18 protein-coding genes are annotated in these 23,166 nt (G+C 61.3%); 11 read left to right on the plus strand and 7 right to left on the minus strand.

Translation table 11 applies throughout. From position 1 onward, the window contains the following. Window positions 1-32 precede the first annotated feature (32 nt). The 4 genes from P0Y65_12060 to P0Y65_12075 form a co-directional block, all read right to left on the minus strand. Window positions 33-965 (minus strand): isocitrate lyase/PEP mutase family protein, encoded by a 933-nt coding sequence (locus P0Y65_12060; protein ID WEK02942.1) that lies wholly within the window; start codon window positions 963-965, stop codon window positions 33-35. Between the two features lie 127 nt (window positions 966-1,092). After that, a complete protein-coding gene (locus P0Y65_12065) occupies window positions 1,093-2,712 on the minus strand; it encodes an ABC transporter substrate-binding protein (GenBank protein ID WEK02943.1) in 1,620 nt (539 codons plus the stop codon). Between the two features lie 82 nt (window positions 2,713-2,794). After that, window positions 2,795-3,376: a UbiX family flavin prenyltransferase gene (locus tag P0Y65_12070; protein ID WEK02944.1), complete on the minus strand. Its 582-nt coding sequence runs from the start codon at window positions 3,374-3,376 to the stop codon at window positions 2,795-2,797. 5 nt (window positions 3,377-3,381) lie between these two features. After that, complete coding sequence (locus tag P0Y65_12075) at window positions 3,382-4,803, minus strand: UbiD family decarboxylase (protein WEK02945.1); 1,422 nt, start codon at window positions 4,801-4,803, stop codon at window positions 3,382-3,384. A gap of 210 nt (window positions 4,804-5,013) precedes the next feature. On the opposite strand from P0Y65_12075, the gene P0Y65_12080 reads away from it, so the two are divergent. After that, window positions 5,014-5,979: a D-2-hydroxyacid dehydrogenase gene (locus P0Y65_12080; GenBank protein WEK02946.1), complete on the plus strand. Its 966-nt coding sequence runs from the start codon at window positions 5,014-5,016 to the stop codon at window positions 5,977-5,979. Between the two features lie 136 nt (window positions 5,980-6,115). On the opposite strand, the gene P0Y65_12085 is transcribed toward P0Y65_12080, so the two are convergent. From P0Y65_12085 to P0Y65_12095, 3 genes are all read right to left on the minus strand, one after another. Beyond that, a complete protein-coding gene (locus P0Y65_12085) occupies window positions 6,116-9,514 on the minus strand; it encodes a PAS domain S-box protein (protein ID WEK02947.1) in 3,399 nt (1,132 codons plus the stop codon). A gap of 196 nt (window positions 9,515-9,710) precedes the next feature. Next, window positions 9,711-10,091 (minus strand): response regulator, encoded by a 381-nt coding sequence (locus P0Y65_12090; protein WEK02948.1) that lies wholly within the window; start codon window positions 10,089-10,091, stop codon window positions 9,711-9,713. 1,052 nt (window positions 10,092-11,143) lie between these two features. After that, entirely contained in the window at window positions 11,144-12,259 is a 1,116-nt protein-coding gene (locus P0Y65_12095) for an alkene reductase (protein ID WEK02949.1), read from the minus strand. A gap of 106 nt (window positions 12,260-12,365) precedes the next feature. On the opposite strand from P0Y65_12095, the gene P0Y65_12100 reads away from it, so the two are divergent. The 10 genes from P0Y65_12100 (at window position 12,366) to P0Y65_12145 (ending at window position 23,114) form a co-directional block, all read left to right on the plus strand. Continuing rightward, window positions 12,366-13,238 carry a LysR family transcriptional regulator gene (locus tag P0Y65_12100; protein WEK02950.1) on the plus strand — a complete coding sequence of 291 codons (873 nt, stop codon included), beginning with the start codon at window positions 12,366-12,368 and terminating at the stop codon, window positions 13,236-13,238. A gap of 325 nt (window positions 13,239-13,563) precedes the next feature. Next, the gene (locus P0Y65_12105) at window positions 13,564-14,778 is read left to right on the plus strand and encodes a multidrug effflux MFS transporter (GenBank protein ID WEK02951.1); all 1,215 of its coding nucleotides are present in this window, start codon (window positions 13,564-13,566) and stop codon (window positions 14,776-14,778) included. A gap of 99 nt (window positions 14,779-14,877) precedes the next feature. Further along, a complete protein-coding gene (locus P0Y65_12110) occupies window positions 14,878-15,903 on the plus strand; it encodes an ABC transporter substrate-binding protein (protein ID WEK02952.1) in 1,026 nt (341 codons plus the stop codon). 69 nt (window positions 15,904-15,972) lie between these two features. Next, window positions 15,973-16,809 carry an ABC transporter permease gene (locus tag P0Y65_12115; protein WEK06788.1) on the plus strand — a complete coding sequence of 279 codons (837 nt, stop codon included), beginning with the start codon at window positions 15,973-15,975 and terminating at the stop codon, window positions 16,807-16,809. Next, entirely contained in the window at window positions 16,785-17,522 is a 738-nt protein-coding gene (locus P0Y65_12120) for an ABC transporter ATP-binding protein (GenBank protein WEK02953.1), read from the plus strand. Before P0Y65_12115 ends, P0Y65_12120 begins: the two co-directional genes overlap by 25 nt. 11 nt (window positions 17,523-17,533) lie before the next feature. Next, window positions 17,534-18,898 carry an LLM class flavin-dependent oxidoreductase gene (locus P0Y65_12125; protein ID WEK02954.1) on the plus strand — a complete coding sequence of 455 codons (1,365 nt, stop codon included), beginning with the start codon at window positions 17,534-17,536 and terminating at the stop codon, window positions 18,896-18,898. Window positions 18,899-18,916: 18 nt separating this feature from the next. After that, entirely contained in the window at window positions 18,917-19,954 is a 1,038-nt protein-coding gene (locus tag P0Y65_12130; GenBank protein WEK02955.1) for an aldo/keto reductase, read from the plus strand. A 9-nt stretch (window positions 19,955-19,963) separates the two neighbouring features. Continuing rightward, the gene (locus P0Y65_12135; GenBank protein ID WEK02956.1) at window positions 19,964-20,815 is read left to right on the plus strand and encodes an NADPH-dependent oxidoreductase; all 852 of its coding nucleotides are present in this window, start codon (window positions 19,964-19,966) and stop codon (window positions 20,813-20,815) included. 22 nt (window positions 20,816-20,837) lie between these two features. Continuing rightward, window positions 20,838-21,935: an LLM class flavin-dependent oxidoreductase gene (locus P0Y65_12140; protein WEK02957.1), complete on the plus strand. Its 1,098-nt coding sequence runs from the start codon at window positions 20,838-20,840 to the stop codon at window positions 21,933-21,935. A 249-nt stretch (window positions 21,936-22,184) separates the two neighbouring features. Continuing rightward, the gene (locus P0Y65_12145; GenBank protein ID WEK02958.1) at window positions 22,185-23,114 is read left to right on the plus strand and encodes a sulfurtransferase; all 930 of its coding nucleotides are present in this window, start codon (window positions 22,185-22,187) and stop codon (window positions 23,112-23,114) included. Window positions 23,115-23,166 lie beyond the last annotated feature (52 nt).

The raw sequence follows: 23,166 nt of genomic DNA on the forward strand, positions 1-23,166 counted from the left end.
GCGCTTGTTCATTCACAGGTGTGGAAGATCGATCAGATCTTCTTCCACTCTTCCTCGGCGTCCATCCAGCCGATGTCGCGCTCGAGCAGTTCGCGCTGCTCGGCCTTGGTGTAGCCGCCCATGTCGTGTTCGTCGGAGTAACGGGTGCTCATGTCGCCGAAGACGCGCTTGCCGAAATCCATCATGCCGTACATCGAGCCCTTCTCGAGGTAATGCATGGTGACAAGGTTGAAGCCGAGTTTGGCGATATCATCGAGTTCGACGAAAGGCTTGCCGTTGACCACGGCGACGTCGCCGAACATCTTCCAGCCCGGCAGAGCCTTGTTGACCTTTTCGCATTCCTCGAGGGTGCGCAGGCCGTGGACATAGGTCATCTCGGCGCCCAGGGCTTCTGCCTTGACGCAGCGCTCGATGGCGTCGTCGAGGCCCAGCTCCAGCTTGGACTCGGTGCGGGCGATGACGACGCAATCGGTGTCGGCGCAGGCATCGAGCGCGGCCTTGATCTTGGCCAGCCAGAGCTCCTGGGAGATGACGGGATGTTCGATATTGCCGTCGAGCTTGCCTTCCAGCGTCGCCTTTTCCATGGCGCGGCCAAAGCGGGCATAGCCGCGTTCATTGGGAGTATCTTCAAGCAGGATCGCGGCGGCACCAGCCTTGGCGAGGCGGCGGCAGGTGCGATAGGCCTGAGCCACGTCGCCGAAGCAGTCATCCGCGTCGATGATCAGCGGCAGCGGGGAATAGTCCGAGATTCGGTCGGTTGCCCAGACCAGCTCTTCCTGATTATGCAGGCCCATGTCCGGCACGCCCGACATGGAAAACCCCAGCGAAGCGCCACTCAGCAGGATGGCTTCGAAGCCGGCCATTTCGGCGGCCTTGGCCGAATAGCAATCCCATACGCATGGGGTAAAGACCTGCTTTTCGCCGAACAGCTGGCGGAAGGTCTTGCGGGGGCGTTTGTCGAACATTGGGTCAGCCTTGGGTGTCATTGGGTGGGTTCGGCCGGTGCCGTGCCCTGGGAATTAGCGGGTGCCGCGGCGAACCGCGGCACCGTCGACCCCGCCACGAGGGAGCGCGGGGCCGGATAGGATTGCCTTACTCTGCAGCGCAGGCGTCTTCGCAGACGTAGAGATACTGCTTCTGCAGGATGCCGCCGTTGGACGGCACGATACCGCCGGTGTTGTCGCGCATCAGCAGGTAGCGGGTTTCCGAGCCGAAGATGTAGAGCGGCAGGTCTTCTGCCACCACCTTCTGGACTTCCGAATAGCTCGCCTTGACCTCGGCATCATCCATGGTCTGGTTAGCCTGGTTGAGCAGGCCATCCATGGTTTCGCTGGAATACTGGCCCCAGTTGTCCACGCCGCCGGTCTTGAGCAGGTTGGAGATGATGGGCTCGGCACCATTGGCGACGAGGACGCCACCGTCAACGCAGAGATCGAAGTTGACCTGGGTCTGGCACTGCGGCTTCAGCATGGCCTGATCGACCAGCTCCAGCTCGACTTCGACATTCTCATAAGCCGTCAAAACCTGCTGCAAATAGGAGGCAAGGCGACGGAGGTCGGCATTGGTATAGGTGACCAGCTTCACCTTGAACGGGGTGCCATCGGCAGCCAGTTCGTTGAACAGTTCCTGCGCGCGGGCCGGATCGTAGGTCGGCAGCGTGTAGGCGGGCTCGTAGAAGGGCGAGCTTTGCGTGAAGTAGTTGGTCGGGATCGTATAGCCTTCCATCTGCGTGTGGGCCTGCAACAGGCGTGCCGGATCGACGGCACGGTAGAAGGCTTCACGGGCGCGATGGTCGGTGAAGGAACCGGCCGTCTGATTGAAATAGGCGCGGTAGAGGCCCGGGATCGGGATTTCGTGCGTTGCAATGCCAGCCGCTTCGGCATTGGCGCCGAACTGGTAGGGATAGCCAGCCATCATCTGCGCGCCGCCCTGGACCACAGTCGAGATACGGCTGTTGGTTTCCGGGATGATGGCGAACTTGAGGGTATCGAGATAGGGGCGCGGCGCATCCCAATAGTCGGGATTGCGAGTGAAGCTCAGCGAAATGCCCTGGTCCCAGGTCTGGAACAGGAAGGCACCGGCGCCAACCGGCTTGATGGCAGCCTTGTCGGTACCAGCAGCTTCAAGAGCAGCGGGCGAGCCGACGAAGGGCGCGGACTGGGCCAGGGTCGAACCGAAGTTGCGGTTGGCGACCGGCAGGGTGATCTGGATGGTCAGCGGGTCGATGATCTCCACACCGTCGATCCAGGAGGAGACGAAGGGCTGCGCGGGCGCCAGCGTGTCGGGATTGGCGGCACGGGTCCAGTTGTAGACGACGGCCTCGGCGTCATAGGGATTGCCGTCGGTGAACTTGACGTCGGGGCGGAGCTTGAGGGTCCAGACGGTGGCGTCGTCGGAGGTCAGGCTTTCGGCCATGCCGCCCTGAACCTTGCCGTCCAGATCGACGTAAACGAGGAAGCCATAAACCGCATCGAGCTGGTCCATCGGGCCGCCCGGGAAAGTGCCCGAGGTGATTGCCGGATCCCAGCTCTTGATGTCGGAGCCGGCGATGATAGTCATCTCGCCACCGCTGACGGCATTCTCGTCGGCCTGGGCAAAAGCCTGGGTGGTCACACCGGTCAGCACGGAGGTGCTGAGCAGTATCATTGCAAGCGCGGCAGAGCGGCCCATTCGGGACACAGTCGACTTGCGGGTCATCTGCGTGAAAATCATACTTCGCTTCTCCAGTTCGGCCCCTCTTTGAGGGTGCCCGTTCCCTTGTTGTGCCGACCTGACCGGGTTGGCGCGGTTTCCCCTACTCCTGCTCGTCTTCTTTCCATCGCCGGACCCCGGGATGATCGAAGTCGAACAGATCAAGCGCACGCCCGACGGTTTGGCTGACCAGATCGTCAAGCGTGACCGGACGGGTGTAGAAGCTGGGCACCGGCGGCATGATAATCGCGCCGCTCCGCGTCGCGGTGTCCATCAAGCCAATGTGACCAGCATGCAAAGGGGTTTCGCGCACCATGAGCACCAACTTGCGCCGCTCCTTGAGGCACACATCGGCGGCCCGCGAGATCAGGTCGTCGGAATAGCAATTGGCGACGGCACTCAGCGTCTTGATCGAACAGGGCGCGACGAGCATCCCCTCGCATTTGAACGAGCCCGAGGCCACCGCGGCACCGATATCCTTGTGGGGATAGGTGACATCGGCCAGCGCACGAATTTCGTCAGCAGAATTGACGACCCCTTCTTCCATGGCCGTGCGGATGCCGGCGCTGGAAATGATGAGATGCGTCTCGACGCCGCCAATTTCGCGCAGCATTTCAAGCGCCCGCACGCCGTAGCAGGCACCGGATGCACCGGTAATCGCAACGATCATGCGGCGCTTTTTCATGGCAATCAGCCCTGTGCCTTGGTGCGGGACAGAACGGCGCGCATGCGCTCATAGGAGGCTTCGGGCGGCAGGGCTTTGTCAAAGCCTTCCTTGCGATCAGACGGACGAATGGTGGCGTCGTAACCGACCTTGGCGACCACGCCGCCAGCCTCCTGTGGCTCCGAACGATCCGCCGGCAGGTCGGTGACGATCAGGATGTCGCGCTCGGCGCGCATGCGCGTCGACTTGGCCAGCTCCACCGCCTCGGTGTCCCAGGGATCAACGTCGCCATCCACGATGGTGATGTTCTTGATGATGCTGACCGCACCCCAGCAGATCGCCATGGCACGACGCGCCTGGCCCGGACGCGGGTTGTTTATCTGCACCACGACATTGTTGCGACCCGAACCAGCAGCAGTGACGGCGACCTCGCCGACATTGAGAATGGAGCGGGCGAGCTGCGCCTTGAGGCTGGCGGCAATCGGGATGGCGCCCAGATAGATGTGCTCGGCGTGATAGCCGGGCTCAATCACCTGGAACATTGCATCATGGCGCTTGGTCAGGCGGTGGAAGCTGGCGCGGACACCAACACCGTAATCTTCGTACATGCCGTGGTATTCAGAGACATAACCTTCTTCGATCGGCTCATCGGCGTGGATGAAGCCTTCGAGGACAATTTCAGCATCTGCAGGGACCAACACGTCGCTCGTCCTGCATTTGGCGACACGGACGGGCTCGCCCAGCAGCGCGCCAGCGCAATGTAGCTCGTCGTCGCCCAGGCCCAGATAGAGACAGGCAGCAAGCTGGATAGCGGGATGGGCGCCCAGCACAACGGCGAAGGGCAGCGGCTTGCCCATGGCGGCAGCCTTGCGCGCCATGATGGCCAGGTGATGGTTGGGCGCAATGCCGATCAGGCAGTCGGTATCGCTCAATACCTTGAGCCGGGCATAGGAGGCGTTGCCAAGTCCGGTCTCCGGATCGAGCGCCACCATCATGCCGGCACTGATATAGGGGCCGGTTTCCTTGGCAAAGAAGGTCGGGACAGGCAACCGCGCCAGCACCCCGTCGGTGAATTCCTCCTCCTGGACCGGGGCATTGTCGACGAGGATGGGGGCCACCGGTCGCTTCACCGACTCCAGGAGCGTCGATTGGATGGCCTCGGGCGCAACGCCGAGCGCCATGCCGATGCGTTCCCGGTCCGACAGCAGATTGCCGAAGACCGGCATATCGCTGCCCTTGATCTTGTTGGCCTGCAAAGCATGCGTATCATGGACGAGCGAGAAGAGCGCAGACAGGTCATGGACAGGATCGACCTCTTCGTCGATGACGAGCAATTCCCCACGCTTGGCCAGTTGCTCCATCATCGGCCGGCAGGACTGGTCGCCGGACGCTGCTGGGCGGGCGTTGACGATGTCATGGAGGTCCGCGATCTGGGCTCTCGTCGCCATGGTGGAGGAATTCGCCGTCACTCGCTGCTGCCTTGCCTGTCATTGATCATTTGATGAGCATGATCCGACAGTCGCAGCCTGTGTAGCCAAGGACACCTTAACTCACATATCGCACAATCTTAAATCGGCCACAGAGTGGCTGTGAGCACTACGAAAACCGCGGGTTCCCACCTAGCATCCTGCCAGCCGCTATCAGGACTAGGACCGCAGATGCATGTGCATATCCAGAATCGTCCACGAGACCATTTTGTGCCCCTTACTGCCGAACTCGTACATGAGGCGACCAAGGGCAGCGCTCATCGCTTCACGATCAGCGATGATGATGACGGCTTCGCCCAGGCCGCACTCACGATGGAAGTGCTGGTCACGACATCGGACCAAGTCCTGGCGCGCTTTCCCAGTCCCGCACCAAGTCTCAAGGCGGTTTTTCTGAAGCACGCAGGTGTCGACGCCTTGATTGACGTCAATCCCCTGCCTGCCGGCATCATGCTGCTCAACAACAGCGGTGCCCACGCAGAAAAAGCTGGCCAGTATGTGCTGATGGCCGCGCTGATGCTGCAAAACGGTTTGCCAATCTATCTCGGCCAGCAACATGACCGGATTTGGCTGCCCCATTTTTCCGGAACATTATCTGGCAAGCGGGTTTCCATTCTTGGTGTTGGTGGCTTGGGATCGGCGGCGGCCAAGGCCCTAAGCCCTTATTCCGTGCATCTGACGGGCATCAGGAGTCAGCCCAGACCGCATTCAGCATTTGACCGCATCCTGCCGTTTGAGGCGTTGGATGACGCCCTGCCTCAAACTGACATCCTGGTGCTTGCTGCACCCCTAACCGCTCTGACGCGGCACGTGATGAATGCACGCCGACTGGCGCTGTTGCCGCCCCATGCCGGTATCATCAATATATCGCGCGGTGAGCTGATTGAGGAGGCCGCCTTGATCGAGACGCTCAATCGACGCGGACTGGCCGGGGCCATTCTGGACGTAACGGCAACGGAGCCCCCTGCCCCTGACGACCCGCTCTGGACCTGCCCCAATCTGGTGCTCACACCGCATGTGTCGGCAACGGACATGGGCACCTATGCTAGGCAGACGATACGAATCCTTTTGGAAAATCTCGAGGACATGACCGCCGGGCGCCCTGCGCGCAACAGGGTCGACCTGGTCCGTGGCTACTGAAGCAAAAGCGTCTGCCAATCGTGCGGCGACGCGCCTGCAGGCGAACGGGATGGCACCGTCAACCGCGCAGTAGCGGCGGCAAGACATTGTCTGCGCACTGAAACAAGAATGTCGATGTGGGCCCGGGCCTGAACCCTCAAAGCTGACTTACGGCTTCAACGATCGCCTTGAACGGAACCGGTTTTTGCAGCCGCGTGACGCCCGTGAGTTCAAGCGGAATAACCTCCGGATCGTAGCCCGTGAGAAAGATGAATGGGATGCCTTTTTGCTTCAGCACCCGGGCCAAACGGAACTCCGGTCCACCGCCGCCAAGGTTGAGATCGAGAACGGCATGGCTGGGCGCCGTCTCATTAAGCATGCCCATTGCCGCGTCCTCGCTGGGGCACGGTCCGAGCACCTTCGCCCCGGCACCGCGCAAGGCAGCTGCCGTGTCGGACGCCAGATAGTAGTCGTCCTCCACGACCAGGATTGTCCGTCCTGTCAGGTCCGGCGCTCCGGTCATGTCGGTGGTTCCCCCGAACATCGTCGTCGGCATGGGGCTATCGGTTTCAAGAATGCTCTCGGTATAGGTGAGCGGGAACTCTATCCGGCATTGCGCGCCATCAGACTCGAAGCCGATCTTGCCAGTGCCACCCAGTTCATAGGGTATGCGAGCCTCGATCAACTCGCTGCCATAGCCCCGGCGTCCGGATGGTGCTCCTGGCGGCACGCCTTCCTCGACCCAGTCTATGCCGAGCCATTGGTTGCCTCGCTTTTCGAAAGGCGCCCAGCGCACGACAAGCCGGCCTTCCGCTATCGAGAAGGCGCCATATTTGAGGGCGTTTGTCGAAAGTTCATGGAAGGCCAGCGTCAGCACTTCGACGGATTTCGGCGACAGCATGATGTCGGGTCCAATGAGTTCGCATTGCTGCTGGTGATGGGCCTGGACTGCCACCTCGCTTTTGATGATGTCGCGTAGCGATCCGCCAGCATTTGCTTCTCGAGTCAACACCGCCTGAACCCGCGCCAAAGCCAGCATTCGTCCTTCAAGTGTTGTCCGGTAATCCTCCACGGAGGCTGCACCACCGGCGCTACGGTTGCCGATGGAGCGGATGATTCCCATGATGTTGCGAACGCGATGCTGCAGTTCGTGCAGCAGGACACCCTGGTGCTCGACTGCCAGCCTGACCTCCGTCACGTCCTCGGCGATGCCGCCGATGCGTTCCACCAGGCCTCGCCCGTCATACAGTGGAAAGTCCGTGTTTCTGATCCAGCGGAAGGCAAGGTCGTTGGCCCGCTGAATGCGGAATTCATGAACGACAGCCTTGCCCTCGCGCGCCTGCTCGATGTGGCGCAAGGCCGTTTCACGATCCTCGGGCACGATCGACGAGGCCCATACCTCGACCCCGTTCAGGAAGGTCTCTGGTTCGACACCGTAGATGATGGAAATGGCCGGGCTGACATATTCCATCTTCAGGGTCGCCGCGTCGCGAATCCACAAAGCGCCGGCAGAGGCATCGGCGAATTGCTGGAACCGTGCCTCGCTCTCCCGCAGCGCCGCTTCGGCCCGGGCGCGTTCGACTGCCGCCCATGTGCGCTCGGCAGTCTCCTCCAGAAGGCCGATCTCGAACGGCGTCCAGGCTCGTGCTCCTACTTGATGCAACACCATGCCGGCAACATTCTTCCCGTCCTTGATCAGCGACACCACGGCGAAGGATCGGACGACCATGCTCCGGTAGGCTCCGCGCTCTGCCTCGGTCAGTCCCGGATGCGCCTCGGAATCCGCGATGCTGAGGGTGCGACCGGCCCGCATCGCCTCGCCGACGTAGTCACCGAAGCTGTTTCTCGGGTACCGGCCGACGACGCTGGGTACGTCCTCCTGGTGAAAGTCTCTAGTGGCGACGACGTATTCGACGCCAGCCTCGAGCTCGACTTCCAAGTAGAATGTCCTCGACGCGCCGAGGTATCGGCCCAGCAGTGCAGCAGCCGCTTCCTGCACGGCGATAGGATCAGCCATTGGCCGAAGCACGTCAGTTAGCTTGAGCAGGAAGGCTTGACGTTCTTCGCTTTCGCGCAACGCCTTTTGCGCATCGCGCTGCTCGATCATGTCAGCGGCCTGCCGCGCCAGCAGGTCGAGGTAGCGAAGCTGCTGCTCGGTTGGTCGATGCTGCGGTTCGCTCCAATGCGTGTTCAGCATGCCGATCGGCGCACCCGTGCGAGACAGCAGCGGCGTCGCCTGCGCAGAGCGATATCCCGCCTCGACATGCATGACACAGGCGAGGTCGGTTTCGTCGTCGAAATCGATAATGGTGCGCTGCCCGGTGCGTAACGCGATGCCACAGGCGGTATTGCTTGCTGCGTCGACGCGGTGGAAATGCTCGGTCATGTTGGACCTGAAGTTTCGCGTCACCAGCAACGCGAGAGACCTGGTCTCGGGCTCGTAGACCTGCACGGTGCCCGCCTGCGACTGCGTAATGGAGATCGCCGCGCTCAGTATCTCGTCGTAGAGCGCCTGTTCGCTACCCTCCGTCACCGACCGTATCGCGAGGTCGCGCAGGAGACTGGTGTTGGCGAGTTCGATCGCCAGCGCGGCCTGATTATCCCGCAATGCTGCCTCGGCGCGCTTGCGGTCGGTGATGTCGTCATAGAGGATCGCAAAACGGTCGCCAGCGAGGTGGTAGGCCTGAACGTTGAACCACCGGCCAAACGCTGGTTCCTCGCGCTCGAACTGTTCGGGCTCGCCGGTCCGGACAACCCGTTCATAGGTCTCGAGCCACGCAGGATCGAGTTCCTTGACAAGCTCTCGCGCAGTGCGGCCGACCGCTTCGTCCGCGGGAACGCCGGTTAGCCGCTCAAATTGTGGATTGACCATTTTGGTGCGGTAGTCCACGGCGCGCCCGTTGGCGTCGCGGATCAGTTCATTCTCGATATATCCCTGGCCCATGGTCTCGAACAGGGAGCGATACCTTGCTTCGCTGTTGCGCAGAGCCGTCTCGATCCGGGTTCGCTCGACTGGTGCCCAAGTGCCTTCGGCAACATCCTCAACCTGCTGAATCTCCGCACTGGTCTCCGCAGCGTCGCCAGGCGGCCGCAACGCGTCGGTAAGCTTGAGCAGGAAGGACTGACTGTCCTCGTTTGCGCGCAGCCGCACCATCATGAGGTGCTGGTCCGTCGTCTCCGTAATGATGCCGACAAATCCCGCGACTTCACCCTGTTCGTCCCGCGTCGGCGTCCATGTCGCGGTAAACCAGCCCTCCGGCATATTCTCGCGCCAGGGCAAGGTGCAGTGCTGGTCGACCATAATCTCCTGGGCACCCGCCAGGACCCGCTGCAGCGAAGGCTCCAACTGGCCTATGATATCTGCAAAAACCCTGCGGAATGGGGCGCCAAACGCCTGCGGATGCTTGTCGGACAGCATGGTCCCATAAGCGTCATTGTAGATCATCAGCAGCTCAGGTCCGGCAGCCACGAACATCGGCTGTCGCGAGTCCATCATGAGATCGATCAGCACCTCGAGGTGAGGTGCCCAATGCTCACGCGACCCCAGGGAGGTCATGCGCCAGTCCGTCGTTTGCAGCAGAGCTGCCGCTGCTCGGTTCGTCGTCGGTGATTGTGCCATCGAAGTTACCGCCGGTCTCAGCGCAGTCCCTCACTATATCTCGAAAGCAGAAGGGAGCCAGTTCCGCTTCGAGCCAAAACCCGTTACGCAGCACCATTCGCCCGGAGACAGGCCTGCGGTGCCAATTTGCCGGTCAACTGCTGTTGGCATGCACGAGATCATGGATGGTCGCGGCAACCTCGCCCCGCTCCAAAGGTTTTCCGCACAGGACGATATGGGCGTATTCCGGAGGGACCGTTGCCTCGTGATAACCCGTGGTGAAAATGAGGGGTACACCGCGCCCAATCAGAAGGTCAGCGGCAGGGAAAACCATCTCTCCGGCCAAATTCATGTCGAGCACAGCCCCGTCGATGGTCAAGGTATCGTCGATCAGATCCAAAGCACGGCGCAAGTTTGCAACAGGACCCAGGACGAGTGCTCCGGCTGCTTCGAGCTCCTCCCGGATGTCCTCAGCGAGAAGGTATTCGTCTTCGACGACAAGGATGCGCATTCCCGTCAGTACAGCTTCAGGCATCTTCAGCTCCCTGACCGTCATAACTGATACAAGCAGAAGCATCGCCCAATGACCGATGGGTCGATGTCGACTATGGCTCGCGCCAATGACTGAAAGGTCTTGCGCCCAGATTGGTTCCCGTCGCGCCCAGCGTCGCGACCATGGCCGGCATGAAGTGAGCTAGAAATTGGCTGGGGCGCCAGGATTCTAAGCTGGCACCAACGGCACCTCAAGTCGTTGAAACATAATACAAGATATGGCGCTCTACTGCGGCGTTATACACCCGCGTGGCTCACAAAGGCCAGCGTTCCAATCCTGCCCTAGTAAACCTGAGCACGGTGTTGACAGCAAAAAGGAGACGAAAAATTCCCCACCGTCAGCGCCGTGCGCTGGCCCAACGCCGAAGGCGAGTGTTTTTTTGATGTCAAAGCTGGCTCAAGGCTCCGGCCATAAATGGCGCGCAGCGCGCTCAACAGAAAAAGCAGGAAGCCACCAAGGAAAAGGAAAGAATAATCAGCGCCGCGAAGCGGGAAGCCGATGCAATCAAGGCTCAGGCAGCCGCTCAAGCTGAGCAGATTTTGGAGAGGGCATTCAACTCCGAGGCTCGCGCGATCTCCGAAATTCGCTAGGTCGATGACGCAGTTGCATTGCTAGCAACCGGTGTAGTCGAACCGAAACCTGGAGGCGAAGGCTTTCAACTTACCTGAAAAATCAATCGAGACGAGCGAGCCAAGATTGACGTCCTGGCGAGGCACCGCCTGATAGGTCCTCTTTTGGACATGTTCCGCGGCGCAATAGAGGTCCTCGTCCACAAAATCGTACGTTCAGCGGCTGATCGGTCGACTTGAGACTCTGGAAGAGGAAATGAACGCGATGCAGCGCAAGAAATTGTCAGAGATAAAAACTCTGATCGACAACGATGACCTTGTGAAACCGTGGCTCTTCCGATTCCACCCTATAAACTTCCCCTGCCAAATTGTCGGCGTCGGGGCGGGAAGCAGACTGACCACTTTCCAGCCGACATATGCACTTGCTGACATGGCGACTGGGCGATGACCCAGCCGCCGATTTGTTTAGTCGATCGCCACCATGAACGGATAGTCAGTGTAGCCTTCGGCTCCGCCGCCATAGAATGTCGCCCGCACATGCTTGTTCAGGGCTGCGCCAACCTTGATGCGCTGCGGCAAATCCGGATTGGCAATGAAGGGCCGACCAAAGGCGACAGCGTCCGACTTGCCGGCTGAAACGGCCTCTGCTGCGGTTTCTGGGACGAAACCACCAGCAGAAATCACGGGGCCGCCAAAGGCCTTCCTGAACAATGAGGCAACGTCTGGTGCACTCACATCCAAAGGCTTCTCGTCGTTGGTGAAATCGGAACGCGGCTCGATCAGGTGCAGGTAGGCGATCTTGCGCTTGCCCAGTTCGCGGACGACATATTCCCAAAGCGCGACGCCTGAGGAATCCTGCATGCCCTGAATGCCGCTCCAGGGTGAAAGTCGAACACCCATGCGGTCTGTGCCGATGGCGGCGCCCACAGCATCGACTACTTCAAGCAGGAAGCGAGCGCGGTTTTCGATGGAGCCACCATATTGGTCGGTGCGCTGATTGCTTCCATCGTTCAGGAACTGATCGATCAGATAGCCATTCGCTCCATGGACTTCGACACCGTCAAAGCCTGCCTCACGCGCATTGCGAGCCGCCTGCACGAAGTCCTTTGTAATCGCTGCAATCTCGTCGAGTTCAAGCGCACGCGGGGTTTCATAGGGTACCGAATTGCCTTGAGCGTCAGAGGTGTTGCCCGGCGCCGCAATCGCCGAAGGCGCCACCGGCAGCACGCAGTTCGGTTGCAGAAGCGTGTGCGAAATCCGACCCACATGCCAGATCTGGTTAAAAATGAAGCCACCCTTGGCATGCACGGCCTCTGTGACAGCTTTCCAGCCTTGGACCTGTTCAGCGGTGAAGATGCCTGGCACCCAGACATAGCCCTTGGTGAAGGGGTTGATGTCGGTCGCTTCTGTGATCTGCAGCCCACCGTCGCTGGCACGCTGGCCATAATACTCGGCATTAAGCGCGTACGGGATGTCGCCCGGCTGCTTGGCGCGCATGCGCGTCAAGGGGGCCATGACGACACGATGCTTAAGCGCGATCGCACCGAGTTGCAGCGGATTAAAGAGGACGTCTTGAGCCATTTTTCGGAACCTCATTGGTTATGAGGCTCGGATGTAGATCGTCGCGTTTCGTGTTACCATTAGTGGCAAGCGAGAAGCTTGATAACGAAATTCGATAGGACGTAATGTGGACACGCAAGCACTCGATGTTTTCCTGAATGCGGCCCGTACAGGTAGCCTCTCAGGTGCGGCGCGCCACCTCAAGCTTACACCCATGGCAGCAACACGGCGGCTTGCTTCCCTTGAGGACGAGCTGGGGGTGCGTCTGTTCAATCGAACATCGCGGTCATTATCCCTTACGCCGGAAGGAGAGGCCTTCCATCCGTTCGCGGTCGAAATGGTGGACGCGCATGAGGCTGCCAAGGCATCTTTGTCGCCAGATGTCAGAGGGGCGACGGGCCTGCTGCGCGTGACAGCGCCAATTACCCTGGGTCGCAAGAGGATCATGCCGATTGTCCGCGACCTGCTCGATGAGAATCCCGCTCTGCGAATTGACCTCGACCTGAGCGACGCCATGGTCGATATCGTGGCGGCAGGCATCGATCTGGCTGTACGTATCGCACCGCTGAAAGATTCCGGTCTGATCGCCAGAAAACTAGCCGACAATCCCAAGCATATTTATGCCGCTCCATCCTATCTGGCGGCGCGAGGTGCGCCGAAGACCATCAATGATTTGGCCAACCATGAGTGCCTGACATTCCCCAATTTCACTCATTGGGAGTTTCTGGCCGATGGAAAGGAAAGAACCGTGCGCGTCGATGGACGTTTTTCGTCCAGTGGTGTCGATGGCTTCCTTGCTGCGTGCGTTGCAGGGTTGGGCCTGGCTCAGCTATCGGCTTGGGACGTCAGGGACGAGCTTGAAAGCGGTGACTTGGTGCTGGTCGACATCGCCGGCACCACGCCGAGGGACCTGGCGATCTGGGGCGTGTATCCTTCCCGCAGGAAGGTACTTCCAAAAATCAGGGTTTTCTTGGACCGTCTGCAAGAGAGCCTGGCGTAATCAACGTCCGCTTTTCGCGCACCTGGGGCCGAAGCTAAATGACCGAAATGGGGTCGGAAGCTGACCGGCTCCATCGGGGTGAGAAGCAGACAGACAGTTTTGGGGGCGACGATCCGATTGCTGCCGCACAGGCATCGAGTTGACGGACATTCCGGCACCCCGTAACAATTGGCCCATGAAAGTCGAAAACGGCATGGTCGTAGTAGGTGCGCGCATGGGCACGGCAGCATAGCTGCCAGGCGAAAGCACCCATGCGCGCAGAAATCAGCCCCTGACAGGGGCTTTTTTATTGCCTCGTCCTCCACACCAGCAATTGGCTTTAATCATGCCCGGGTCATCAGCATCTCCTCGCCTGTCCACGTTGATCTTTGTGTCGGCACTCGCGATCCTGCCGATCAACTTCTTCCTTCCATCTCTCCCCCAAATGGCCGCCGAATTTGGCGTCGACTACGGACTGATCGGGCTCTCGCTGGCGGCCTATGCGATCGTGTCGGCATGCCTTCAGCTCGTTGCGGGCCCGCTTTCGGACCGCTTTGGCCGCCGGCCTGTGATCGTCGGTGCTCTGGCGATATTCATCGCTGCGTCCATAGGGTGTGCCACAGCGCAAGATGCATGGACCTTTCTGGCCTGTCGCATGGTGCAGGCCGTAATCGCTCCAACCTATGGCGTGTCGCTGGCTACGATCCGTGACACGACCAGCCGGGAACAGGCCGCAGGCAAATTCGGCTATATCGCCATGGCTTGGGCAATTGCTCCCATGCTCGGCCCCACGGCAGGCGGCCTGATCGATCAGCTGCTCGGCTGGAGGGCCAGCTTCTCCATTCTGGCGCTCTTGGGAGTTGGGGTGCTTGCCCTGTGTTTGATCGATCTCCGCGAAACGAACAATGCGCGGTCCAAGACAATGCTGGAGCAGTACAGGACCTATCCCGAACTGCTGGGCTCCGGGCGGTTCCTGGCCTATTGTCTCTGTATGGCCTTCTCGGTTGGCGCCTTCTATGCCTTCCTCGCTGGTGCTCCGCTGGCCGCTTCGGCTTTCGATCTGTCGCCTGCCGTTCTGGGGCTCTACATGGGCTCCATTACTGGCGGCTTCATGCTCGGCAGTTATCTGGCCGGGCGGCTCGCCGGCAATATCTCACAGGCGACCCTGCTGATTGCAGGAAGGGGCGTGGCCTGCGGGGGGCTCTTGTTCGGCATCGTCCTGCACTTTGCCGGCGTCGACCATGTCGTGACATTGTTCGGGCCATGCCTTTTCGTCGGGCTGGCGAATGGGCTGACGCAGCCCAGCGCCAACGCAGCGGCAATTTCGGTTCGCTCGGGGCAGACGGGAAGCGCCGCGGGCCTGGCCGGCGCGATCACCGTCGCCGGCGCTTCCATCATGGCAGCGATCGCAGGCGCCGTTTTGACAGGAGAGAATGCTCGGCCTGGCCTGCTGATGGTGATGTTGGCTTCAGCGCTTGTCGCCCTGGTTGCGGCCATCGTTGCTCGTCATCTCGACAACGACTTCTCGTTCCAACGACCACCGGCGGGCGATTGTTTCTAAGAACGCCCCCGACATGAGATTGATAGTTCCTTAATGTCTATCGTTTTTGTAGACTAATGCGCTTAGCGTTCACTCATCCGCCTTCGATGAGTGACACACATGCCGGCCTTTCCCATCTCCCGACGTCTCTTTCTTGCCTCCGGCGCAGCGGCGCTGATCGCCTCGCGTACCAGCTTCGCGCAGGAATCGGCTTCCCTTGCTGGCGAAATACCGCCCGGCACAAAGCTTGTGGTTGGCGATCCCCAAACACAGCAAGCACTGATCCTTTCAGGGCTGATCGACGAGATCACCTTCGAGGTCGAGTGGACTAATCTCAGCGGTGGACCGCAGACATCCGAAGCGTTCCGAGCCCGGGCGCTCGATGTCGGCTCGGTCGCGGAAATTCCGTCGATCTTCGCCAATTGGAACGACCTTCCTGTCCGCAACATCTCCTATAAGGAGCGGGCCGATCCAATCGCTCACCCGATCTACCGCTTCGGCATTTCGCCGGGCGTGGAGGTCAAGAGCCTAGCCGATTTCCGCGGCAAACGCATCGCCTTCAGCCCCGGCCAGGCCCAGGGCGCATTGGTTCTTCGCGCCCTGCAGGCGGCCGGCCTTACCCGCGATGACGTGACGCTGGTGGAATTGCCCAGCACGGGCGACGTCTACCCCGTATCGCTGGCCAGCAAGCAGGTGGATATCGCTCCGATCGGTGGCGTCAATATCCGCCGCTACATCAACCAGTATGGTCCCGATGGCGCGACCCTGGTCGAGCATGGGCTCCGGGATGACCCAGGCCATCTCTACTCCCCACAATGGGTGCTGGACGACCCCGCCAAGGCCGCGGCATTGGCGCAATATGTCGGCCTTTGGGCGCGGGCCACCAAATGGGTCGACGCCAATCCCGAGACCTGGATTGCCGAATACTACGTCAAGAACCAGGGCCTTTCGGCCGATGACGGCGCCTATCTGGTCGAGCTGACCGGCGAACAGGTCGTGCCCGAAAGCTGGGACGAGGTCGTTGCACGCCACCAGGCCACGATCGACCTGCTCGCCGTCGAGCTCGGCTACGAGCCCTATGACGCCGAACTGATCTTTGATCGTCGTTTCGAAAAACTGGGGGCCGCCGCCGTCGCCGCCCTTTAATCCCCGCATCACCCGAGGAGACCCACATTGACCTATCTCAGCAGCGGCGGAAGCCGGCACATAGACCTTTTGGGACAAGACGCAGAATACGGCATCCCCGTATCGAAGCCGAAGGAAACCCCACGCCCACGGCGACGACTGGGCCCCGGCCCGGCCATTCCTTTCGGCTTGCAGATCGGCCCGGCGGTACTGGTCGTGCTTTGGCTCCTCGGATCGACCTTCGGGTTGATCGACCCCCGCATCCTGCCGGCGCCGTGGACGGTGTTCGCCACGTTCGGGGAGTTGATCGCAGACGGGCGACTGCAGTCGAATTTCCTGACATCGGCTGGGCGCGCGGCGGCGGGCCTTGCAGGCGGCATCGCCATCGGCCTCGCCCTGGCGGTGCTTGCTGGTCTCTCCCGCGTCGGCGAGGCGCTGATAGACGGGCCTGTCCAGATCAAGCGTGCCGTCCCGACACTCGCCCTCATCCCTTTGTTGATCCTCTGGTTCGGCATCGGTGAAACGATGAAAGTCACGGTCATTACCCTAGGCGTGCTCGTGCCGATCTACATGCATACGCATAACGCGCTGCGCGGCATCGACAATCGCTATGTCGAACTGGCCGAAACGCTGCGTATGAGCCAACGCGACTTCCTGTTTCAGGTGGTTCTGCCCGGCGCCCTGCCCGGCTTCCTTCTCGGCCTGCGCTTTGCCGTAACGCTGTGCTGGGTGTCGCTGGTGGTGGTCGAGCAGATCAATGCCACCAGTGGCCTCGGCTACATGATCGAGCTGGCCCGAACCTATGGCCAGACCCAGATCATTCTCGTCGGCCTCGTCACCTATGCCTTTCTCGGTCTCGTCTCGGACGGTCTCGTTCGCCTGCTCGAAAGGAAGCTGCTGTCATGGCGCCGTACACTCGCAAACTGAACGCCGTCCATGTCCGCAGCCTGACCCGGCGCTTCGGTGACAATACCATTCTCGACGATGTCGATCTCGACATTGCCCCGGGCGAATTCGTCGCCCTGCTCGGCAAGAGCGGCTCGGGAAAGTCCACCTTCCTGCGGGCACTGGCCGGCATCGACTATGAGGTCGAGGGCACAGGCACACTGGAGGCGCCGGACCAGCTCTCGGTCGTCTTCCAGGACGCCCGTCTCCTGCCATGGCGCAATGTCATCCAGAACGTAACTCTCGGCCTCGGTGGCGGCGAAGGACAGGACGCCGGGCGCCGGGCTCTTTCGGAGGTTGGGCTGGGTGGTCGCGAAGAGGCGTGGCCCATCCAACTCTCAGGGGGCGAACAGCAGCGCGTTGCACTGGCCCGGTCCCTGGTCCGCGAACCAGCCTTGTTGCTGGCCGACGAACCCTTCGGCGCCCTCGATGCGCTGACCCGGCTCAAGATGCACGATCTGCTGCGCGAGCTTTGCGCCCGGCACCAACCTGCCGTCCTGCTCGTCACCCATGATGTCGACGAAGCCATCTCGCTCGCCGACCGCATTCTGGTGCTCGATCAAGGGCGCTTCGTCGAGGATTTGAGCGTCGACCTGCCCGCGCCGCGCGACCATGGCACGCCGCGCTTTGCCGAAATCCGCAATCATCTTCTGGCCCGGCTCGGTGTCGAGCGGGCGGAACGTCAGGCTGCCTGAGGAGAAAACCCATGACCGACCGCAAGCGACAGATGAAGCTGGGCGCCTTCATCATGGCCACCGGCCACCATGTGGCCGCCTGGCGCCATCCGCAGTCCCAAGCCGATGCCAGCCACAATATCGACCACTACCGCGAACTGGCGCAGACGGCCGAGCGCGGTCTGTTCGACCTGGTTTTCGTCGCCGACAGCCCGGCTGGCTGGGAGCGCGCCAAGGACCCCGAGGCCCTGCGCCGGGCAAGTCATGGCGCTCATTTCGAGCCGGTAACCCTATGGGCGGCGCTGTCGCAGGTGACCCACAATATCGGCTTTGTCGCCACTGCCTCGACCACCTATGAGGATCCCTATCTGCTAGCACGAAAGTTCGCCTCGCTCGACCACATCAGCAAGGGTCGCGCGGCCTGGAATGTGGTGACGACGGGCGCGGACGTCTCCAGGAATTTCACCATTCCCGGTCACCCCGCCCATGCGGATCGTTACAGCCGAGCGGAGGAATTTGTCGATCTGGTCAAGGGGCTCTGGGATTCCTACGAGGACGATGCCTTCATCCGTGACAAGGAGAGCGGCATCTATCTCGACCCCGACAAGGTGCATCAACTCAATCACCAGGGCGCGCAATTCTCGGTCGCAGGACCGCTCAATGTCGCTCGCTCGCCGCAGGGATATCCTGTCATCGTGCAGGCGGGCGCTTCGGAGGCCGGTCGCGAACTGGCGGCACGCACCGCCGAGATGATCTTTACCGCCAATCAGACCATCGAGGATGCGCAGGAATTCTACAGTGACGTGAAGGGCCGGCTCGCCCGCTATGGCCGCCGGCGGGACGACCTGCTCATCAGTCCCGGAATTTTTCCCGTGCTGGGCGGCACGGAAAAAGAGGCGAAGGACAATCACGACTATATCCAGTCGCTGATCCATCCCTCGATCGCCTGGAATATCCTGCAGCGCCACTACAAGGACGTGGACCTCTCCGGCTATTCGCTTGACGACAAGGCACCGCCCCTGCCGCCGAGCACCGAGCTCAACAAGAGCCGGCTCAAGCTGGTCACCGACCTGGTCGAACGCAATGGCCTTACGCTGCGCGAACTCTATCTGGCCGTAGCCGGCGCGCGCGGACATCGCGAAGTGGTCGGAACGCCCGAGCAGATTGCCGACGCCATGCAGGACTGGTTCGAGCATGGTGCCGCCGATGCTTTCAACATCATGCCGCCCATCCTGCCAACCGGCCTTACCGACTTCGTCGATCAGGTTGTTCCGATCCTGCAACGCCGTGGCCTGTTCCGCACCGAATATGAAGGCACGACGCTGCGCGAGAACCTTGGCCTTTCCCGCCCCGTTAATAGCTTTGCGGCACTGCGGGAAACCCGCGCTGCGGTTTGATGGAACAAGGATAGATCAATGACTGACTATCGCAATCTCGGTGCCAGTGCCCTCAAGGTCTCGCGCCTCTCGCTCGGAACGATGATGTTCGGCGGGCCAACCGACGAGCCGACCTCCAAGCGCATCATCGACTCTGCGCGTGAGCATGGCATCAACTTCATCGACACCGCCGACGTCTACAACAAGGGTGTCTCCGAGGAGATTGTTGGCAGGGCGATCAAGGCACAGCGCGATGACTGGGTGATCGCCACCAAATTCGTCAACGCCACCGGCGCCGGACCGAACAGCGGCGGCTATTCGCGCAAGTGGGTTTACCAGGCCGTCGAAGCGAGCCTACGCCGGCTCGACACGGACTATATCGACATCCTCTACTTCCACCGCGCCGTTTTCGACGCCCGGCCGGAAGAACCCTTGCGGGCGATTGCCGAGCTGATCGCAGCCGGCAAGCTGCGCTATTTCGGCGTGTCCAATTTCCGCGGCTGGCGCATCGCCCAGATCTCACATCTGGCCGACCAGCTCGGCATCGACCGACCGATCGTCAGTCAGCCGCTCTACAACATCGTCAATCGCACAGCAGAAACCGAACAGCTTCCAGCTGCCGCCGCATATGGCCTGGGTGTTGTGCCCTATAGCCCCCTCGCTCGCGGCGTGCTCACTGCCAAGTATGCCCCTGGAGCCGAGCCGCACGCCGATAGCCGCGCCGGGCGCGGCGACAAGCGTATTGCCGAAACCGAATGGCGCCCGGAGTCCATCGCCATAGCGCAAAAGATTGCCGTCCACCTCAAGGGGCGCGGCATCACGCCGAGTGAATTCGCCGTCGCCTGGGTGCTGAACAATCCCTATGTCACCGCCGCCATTGCCGGCCCGCGAACCGAAGAGCAGTGGACGACCTACCTCAAGGCTTTGGAAGTGACGCTGACTGCCGAGGACGAGGCACTGATCGATGACCTTGTGCCGCAGGGCCATGCTTCGACCCATGGTTTCATCGACCCAGGTCACCCGCTTGAGGGCCGACCGGGGGCCGGCGCCCGGCAGCTCAACCGCAATGTCACCTAGGACTGAACGATGACGCTGCATCAGTCGACACAATCCGTGCATGCCGCCCAGGCCCAAGAGGCGCTGTTCCGGCGGTATCGCGAGCCGCTTCCCATAGCGGCAGCCAACTGGAACGAGACCATCGCCGGTCTTGTCGCCCATAGGTCGGTGCGCGTTTTCCGCGACCAGTCCCTGCCCCCCGGCACCCTGGAAACCCTGGTGGCCGCAGCGCAGTCAGCTCCGTCCTCGTCCAATATCCAAGCCTGGAGCGTGGTGGCGATCGAAGATCCGACTCGTAAGGCGCGGCTATCGCAGCTCGCGGGCAATCAGCGCCATATCGAGCAGGCGCCTCTCTTCCTGGTTTTTGTCGCCGATCTCGCCCGTGCCTCGGCCATTGCCGCGCAAGATGGCGTCGAGCTCGAAGGGGCTCACTATACCGAGTCCTTCCTGCTTGCGACGATTGACGCCACGCTGGCAGCGCAAAATGCCCTGGTGGCCGCGGAATCCCTGGGCCTTGGCACCGTCTATATCGGCGCGCTGCGCAATCACCCGGAAGCCGTTGCTGCCGAACTGGGCCTTCCCGATCTCGCCTATGCCGTCTTCGGCCTCGTCGTCGGAATCCCCGACGAGACCCGACCGGCGTCGGTAAAACCGCGGCTACCTCAAGATGCCGTGCTGCATCGCGAGCGCTACGACCTCGGGCAGCAGACCGGGCCCATACAACGGCACGACGATCACGCCATCGCCTTCCGGCGCGAACAACAATTGCCGGTGCAGGGCTGGAGCGAGCTGGTGGTCGATCGCCTGCGCTCGGTGGAGGCGCTCAAAGGGCGGCACGTGCTGCGTTCAGTGCTGAACCGGCTCGGTTTTCAGCTTCGCTAACGGTCATCAACGGGAGACAGTCATGAGCGAGAGTTCCGAATTTCTTTGGTACATCCCCAACCAGGTCGTGCCTGGCCATCGCGGGGATGAGGTGACGGCCAACCACAACAGCCTCGATGCGCTGACGGCTCAGGCCGAAGCGCTCGAACGGCACGGTTGGGGCGGTGCACTGATCGGCACCGGGTGGGGCCGCCCCGACACGTTCACCGTCGCCACTGCTCTTACGGCGCGAACCAAGACATTCGAACCCTTGATCGCGATCCGTCCGGGCTATTGGCGTCCGGCCAACTTCGCTTCCGCCGCTGCAACTCTCGATCACCTCAGCAATGGCCGCGTCCGGATCAACATCGTTTCCGGTCAGGACAATCTGGCCGCCTATGGCGACAGCGAGGGCGATCAGGCGCATCGATATGGCCGGACCAAGGAATTCATGCGCTTGGTGCGCAGGCTCTGGACCGAGGAAAACGTCACCTTCGACGGCGAGCATTTCAGCGTCGCGGACAGCACGGTGACGCCACGCCCCTTCGCCCGCCCCGGTCGACCGCATCCGCGGCTCTATTTCGGTGGCGCCTCCGAAGCGGCCGAGCGGGTGGCCGCGACAGAAGCCGATGTGCAGCTTTTCTGGGGTGAACCGCTCGACGGTGTCGCCGAACGGATCGATCGGCTGAAGGCCCTCGCCAAGACCCTTGATCGCGACCTCCCACCGCTCGAATTCGGCCTGCGCATTACCACTTTCGTGCGCGACACCACCGAGCAGGCTTGGACCGATGCCGAAGCCAAGGTGGTCAAGATGGCAGAAAACCAGAGCGGTCAGTGGAACGACCATCGCCGCCATGTGGCCATCGGCCAGCAGCGCTTGCTTGAACTGCAAAGCCGGGGCGACGTGCTGGACGACAATCTCTATACCGCCCCGGGCAAGTTCGGCGGCGGCGGCGCAGGAACGACATGGCTGGTTGGCTCGGCCGAAGATGTCGCGGCATCGTTGCTCAAGTACCAGGCCCTGGGCATCCGCCACTTCGTGCTTTCGGATACGCCTTATCTCCAGGAGATCGAACGACAGGGCGAACGTCTTCTCCCACTGTTGAGGGCGCGGGGCCTTTCAGTGCAGCAAGCCGTTTAGACTTCTGAGGGGCGGTCGACAAAGTGCCTGATCGCCCTCCTCGGCTGATGTCCTCGCGTGTAAAGCGCCACCAGTCGAAATTAACTCTAGAAGATCGATAGACAATATATTCCGTCACAAACCACTCTCGCGGCAAAGCAATCTTGTCACCCGCCACAATTTGGCCATCTGTGCTTTGAATTTCCCCTCCCCTTTTTCGCATCATTGCTTCAACGGCAACAAGCCGTGACTGGAAGCAAGCGAGGCAACATGCATTCCACTTTGAAAGCTTTGGCGACGGCGACGTCCGCCATTCTCCTCACCGGTATTTCCTTTGCTGCCGCTGCGCAGGAAGGACCCTTGGTCACCGCCGAATGGGTGCAGGAAAACCTGCAGAACCCGGACGTGCGCATTTTTGAAGTGAGCGTCGATACAGGCGTCTATGAACGCGGCCACATCCCCGGCGCAATCAACCTCGCCTGGCACACCGATCTCGTCGATCCGATCCGTCGCGACATCGTCAGCCGCGACAATTTCGAGGCCCTGCTGCAGGAAGCCGGTGTCGACGAGGACACGACCGTGGTTCTCTATGGCGACAACAACAACTGGTTCGCCGCTTGGGGCGCCTGGGTGTTCGACATCCATGGCCTGGGCGAGGTGAAGCTCCTCGACGGCGGCCGCAAGTATTGGGAAGCGCAGGGCCTGCCACTCGATACAGCGACGCCGGAGTACGCGACTTCGGCGATCGATCTGCCGACCGAGCCGGCCGACCTGCGCGCGCGTCTCGTCGACGTGCTCGAAGTCGTCGAGGGCGGTGCCGACGTATCGCTGGTCGATATCCGTGGTCCCAAGGAATATAGCGGCGAGATCTTCGCGCCTGAAGGCGTCCAGGAACTTTCCATTCGCGCCGGCCATATCCCAGGTGCGGTGAACTTCCCCTGGGGCGGCGCCGTCAATGAGGATGGCCGCTTCAAGTCTGCCGACGAACTCAAGGCTGCCTTTGCAGATCTTGGCATCGATGGCTCCAAGCCGATCATCACCTATTGCCGCATTGGCGAACGCTCGAGCCATACCTGGTTCGTGCTGAGCCGGATCCTCGGCTACGAGGTGCGCAACTATGACGGCTCGTGGACAGAATACGGCAATGCCGTTGGCGTGCCGATCGAAAATCCCTCGGGCACGGTCTGGGGTAAGATCTGATCCATCCGATCGGGCACGGTGACTACCGGCGGGCGCCTTACGGCGTCCGCTT

This window comes from Candidatus Devosia phytovorans (assembly GCA_029202405.1).
GTDB lineage: Bacteria > Pseudomonadota > Alphaproteobacteria > Rhizobiales > Devosiaceae > Devosia > Devosia phytovorans.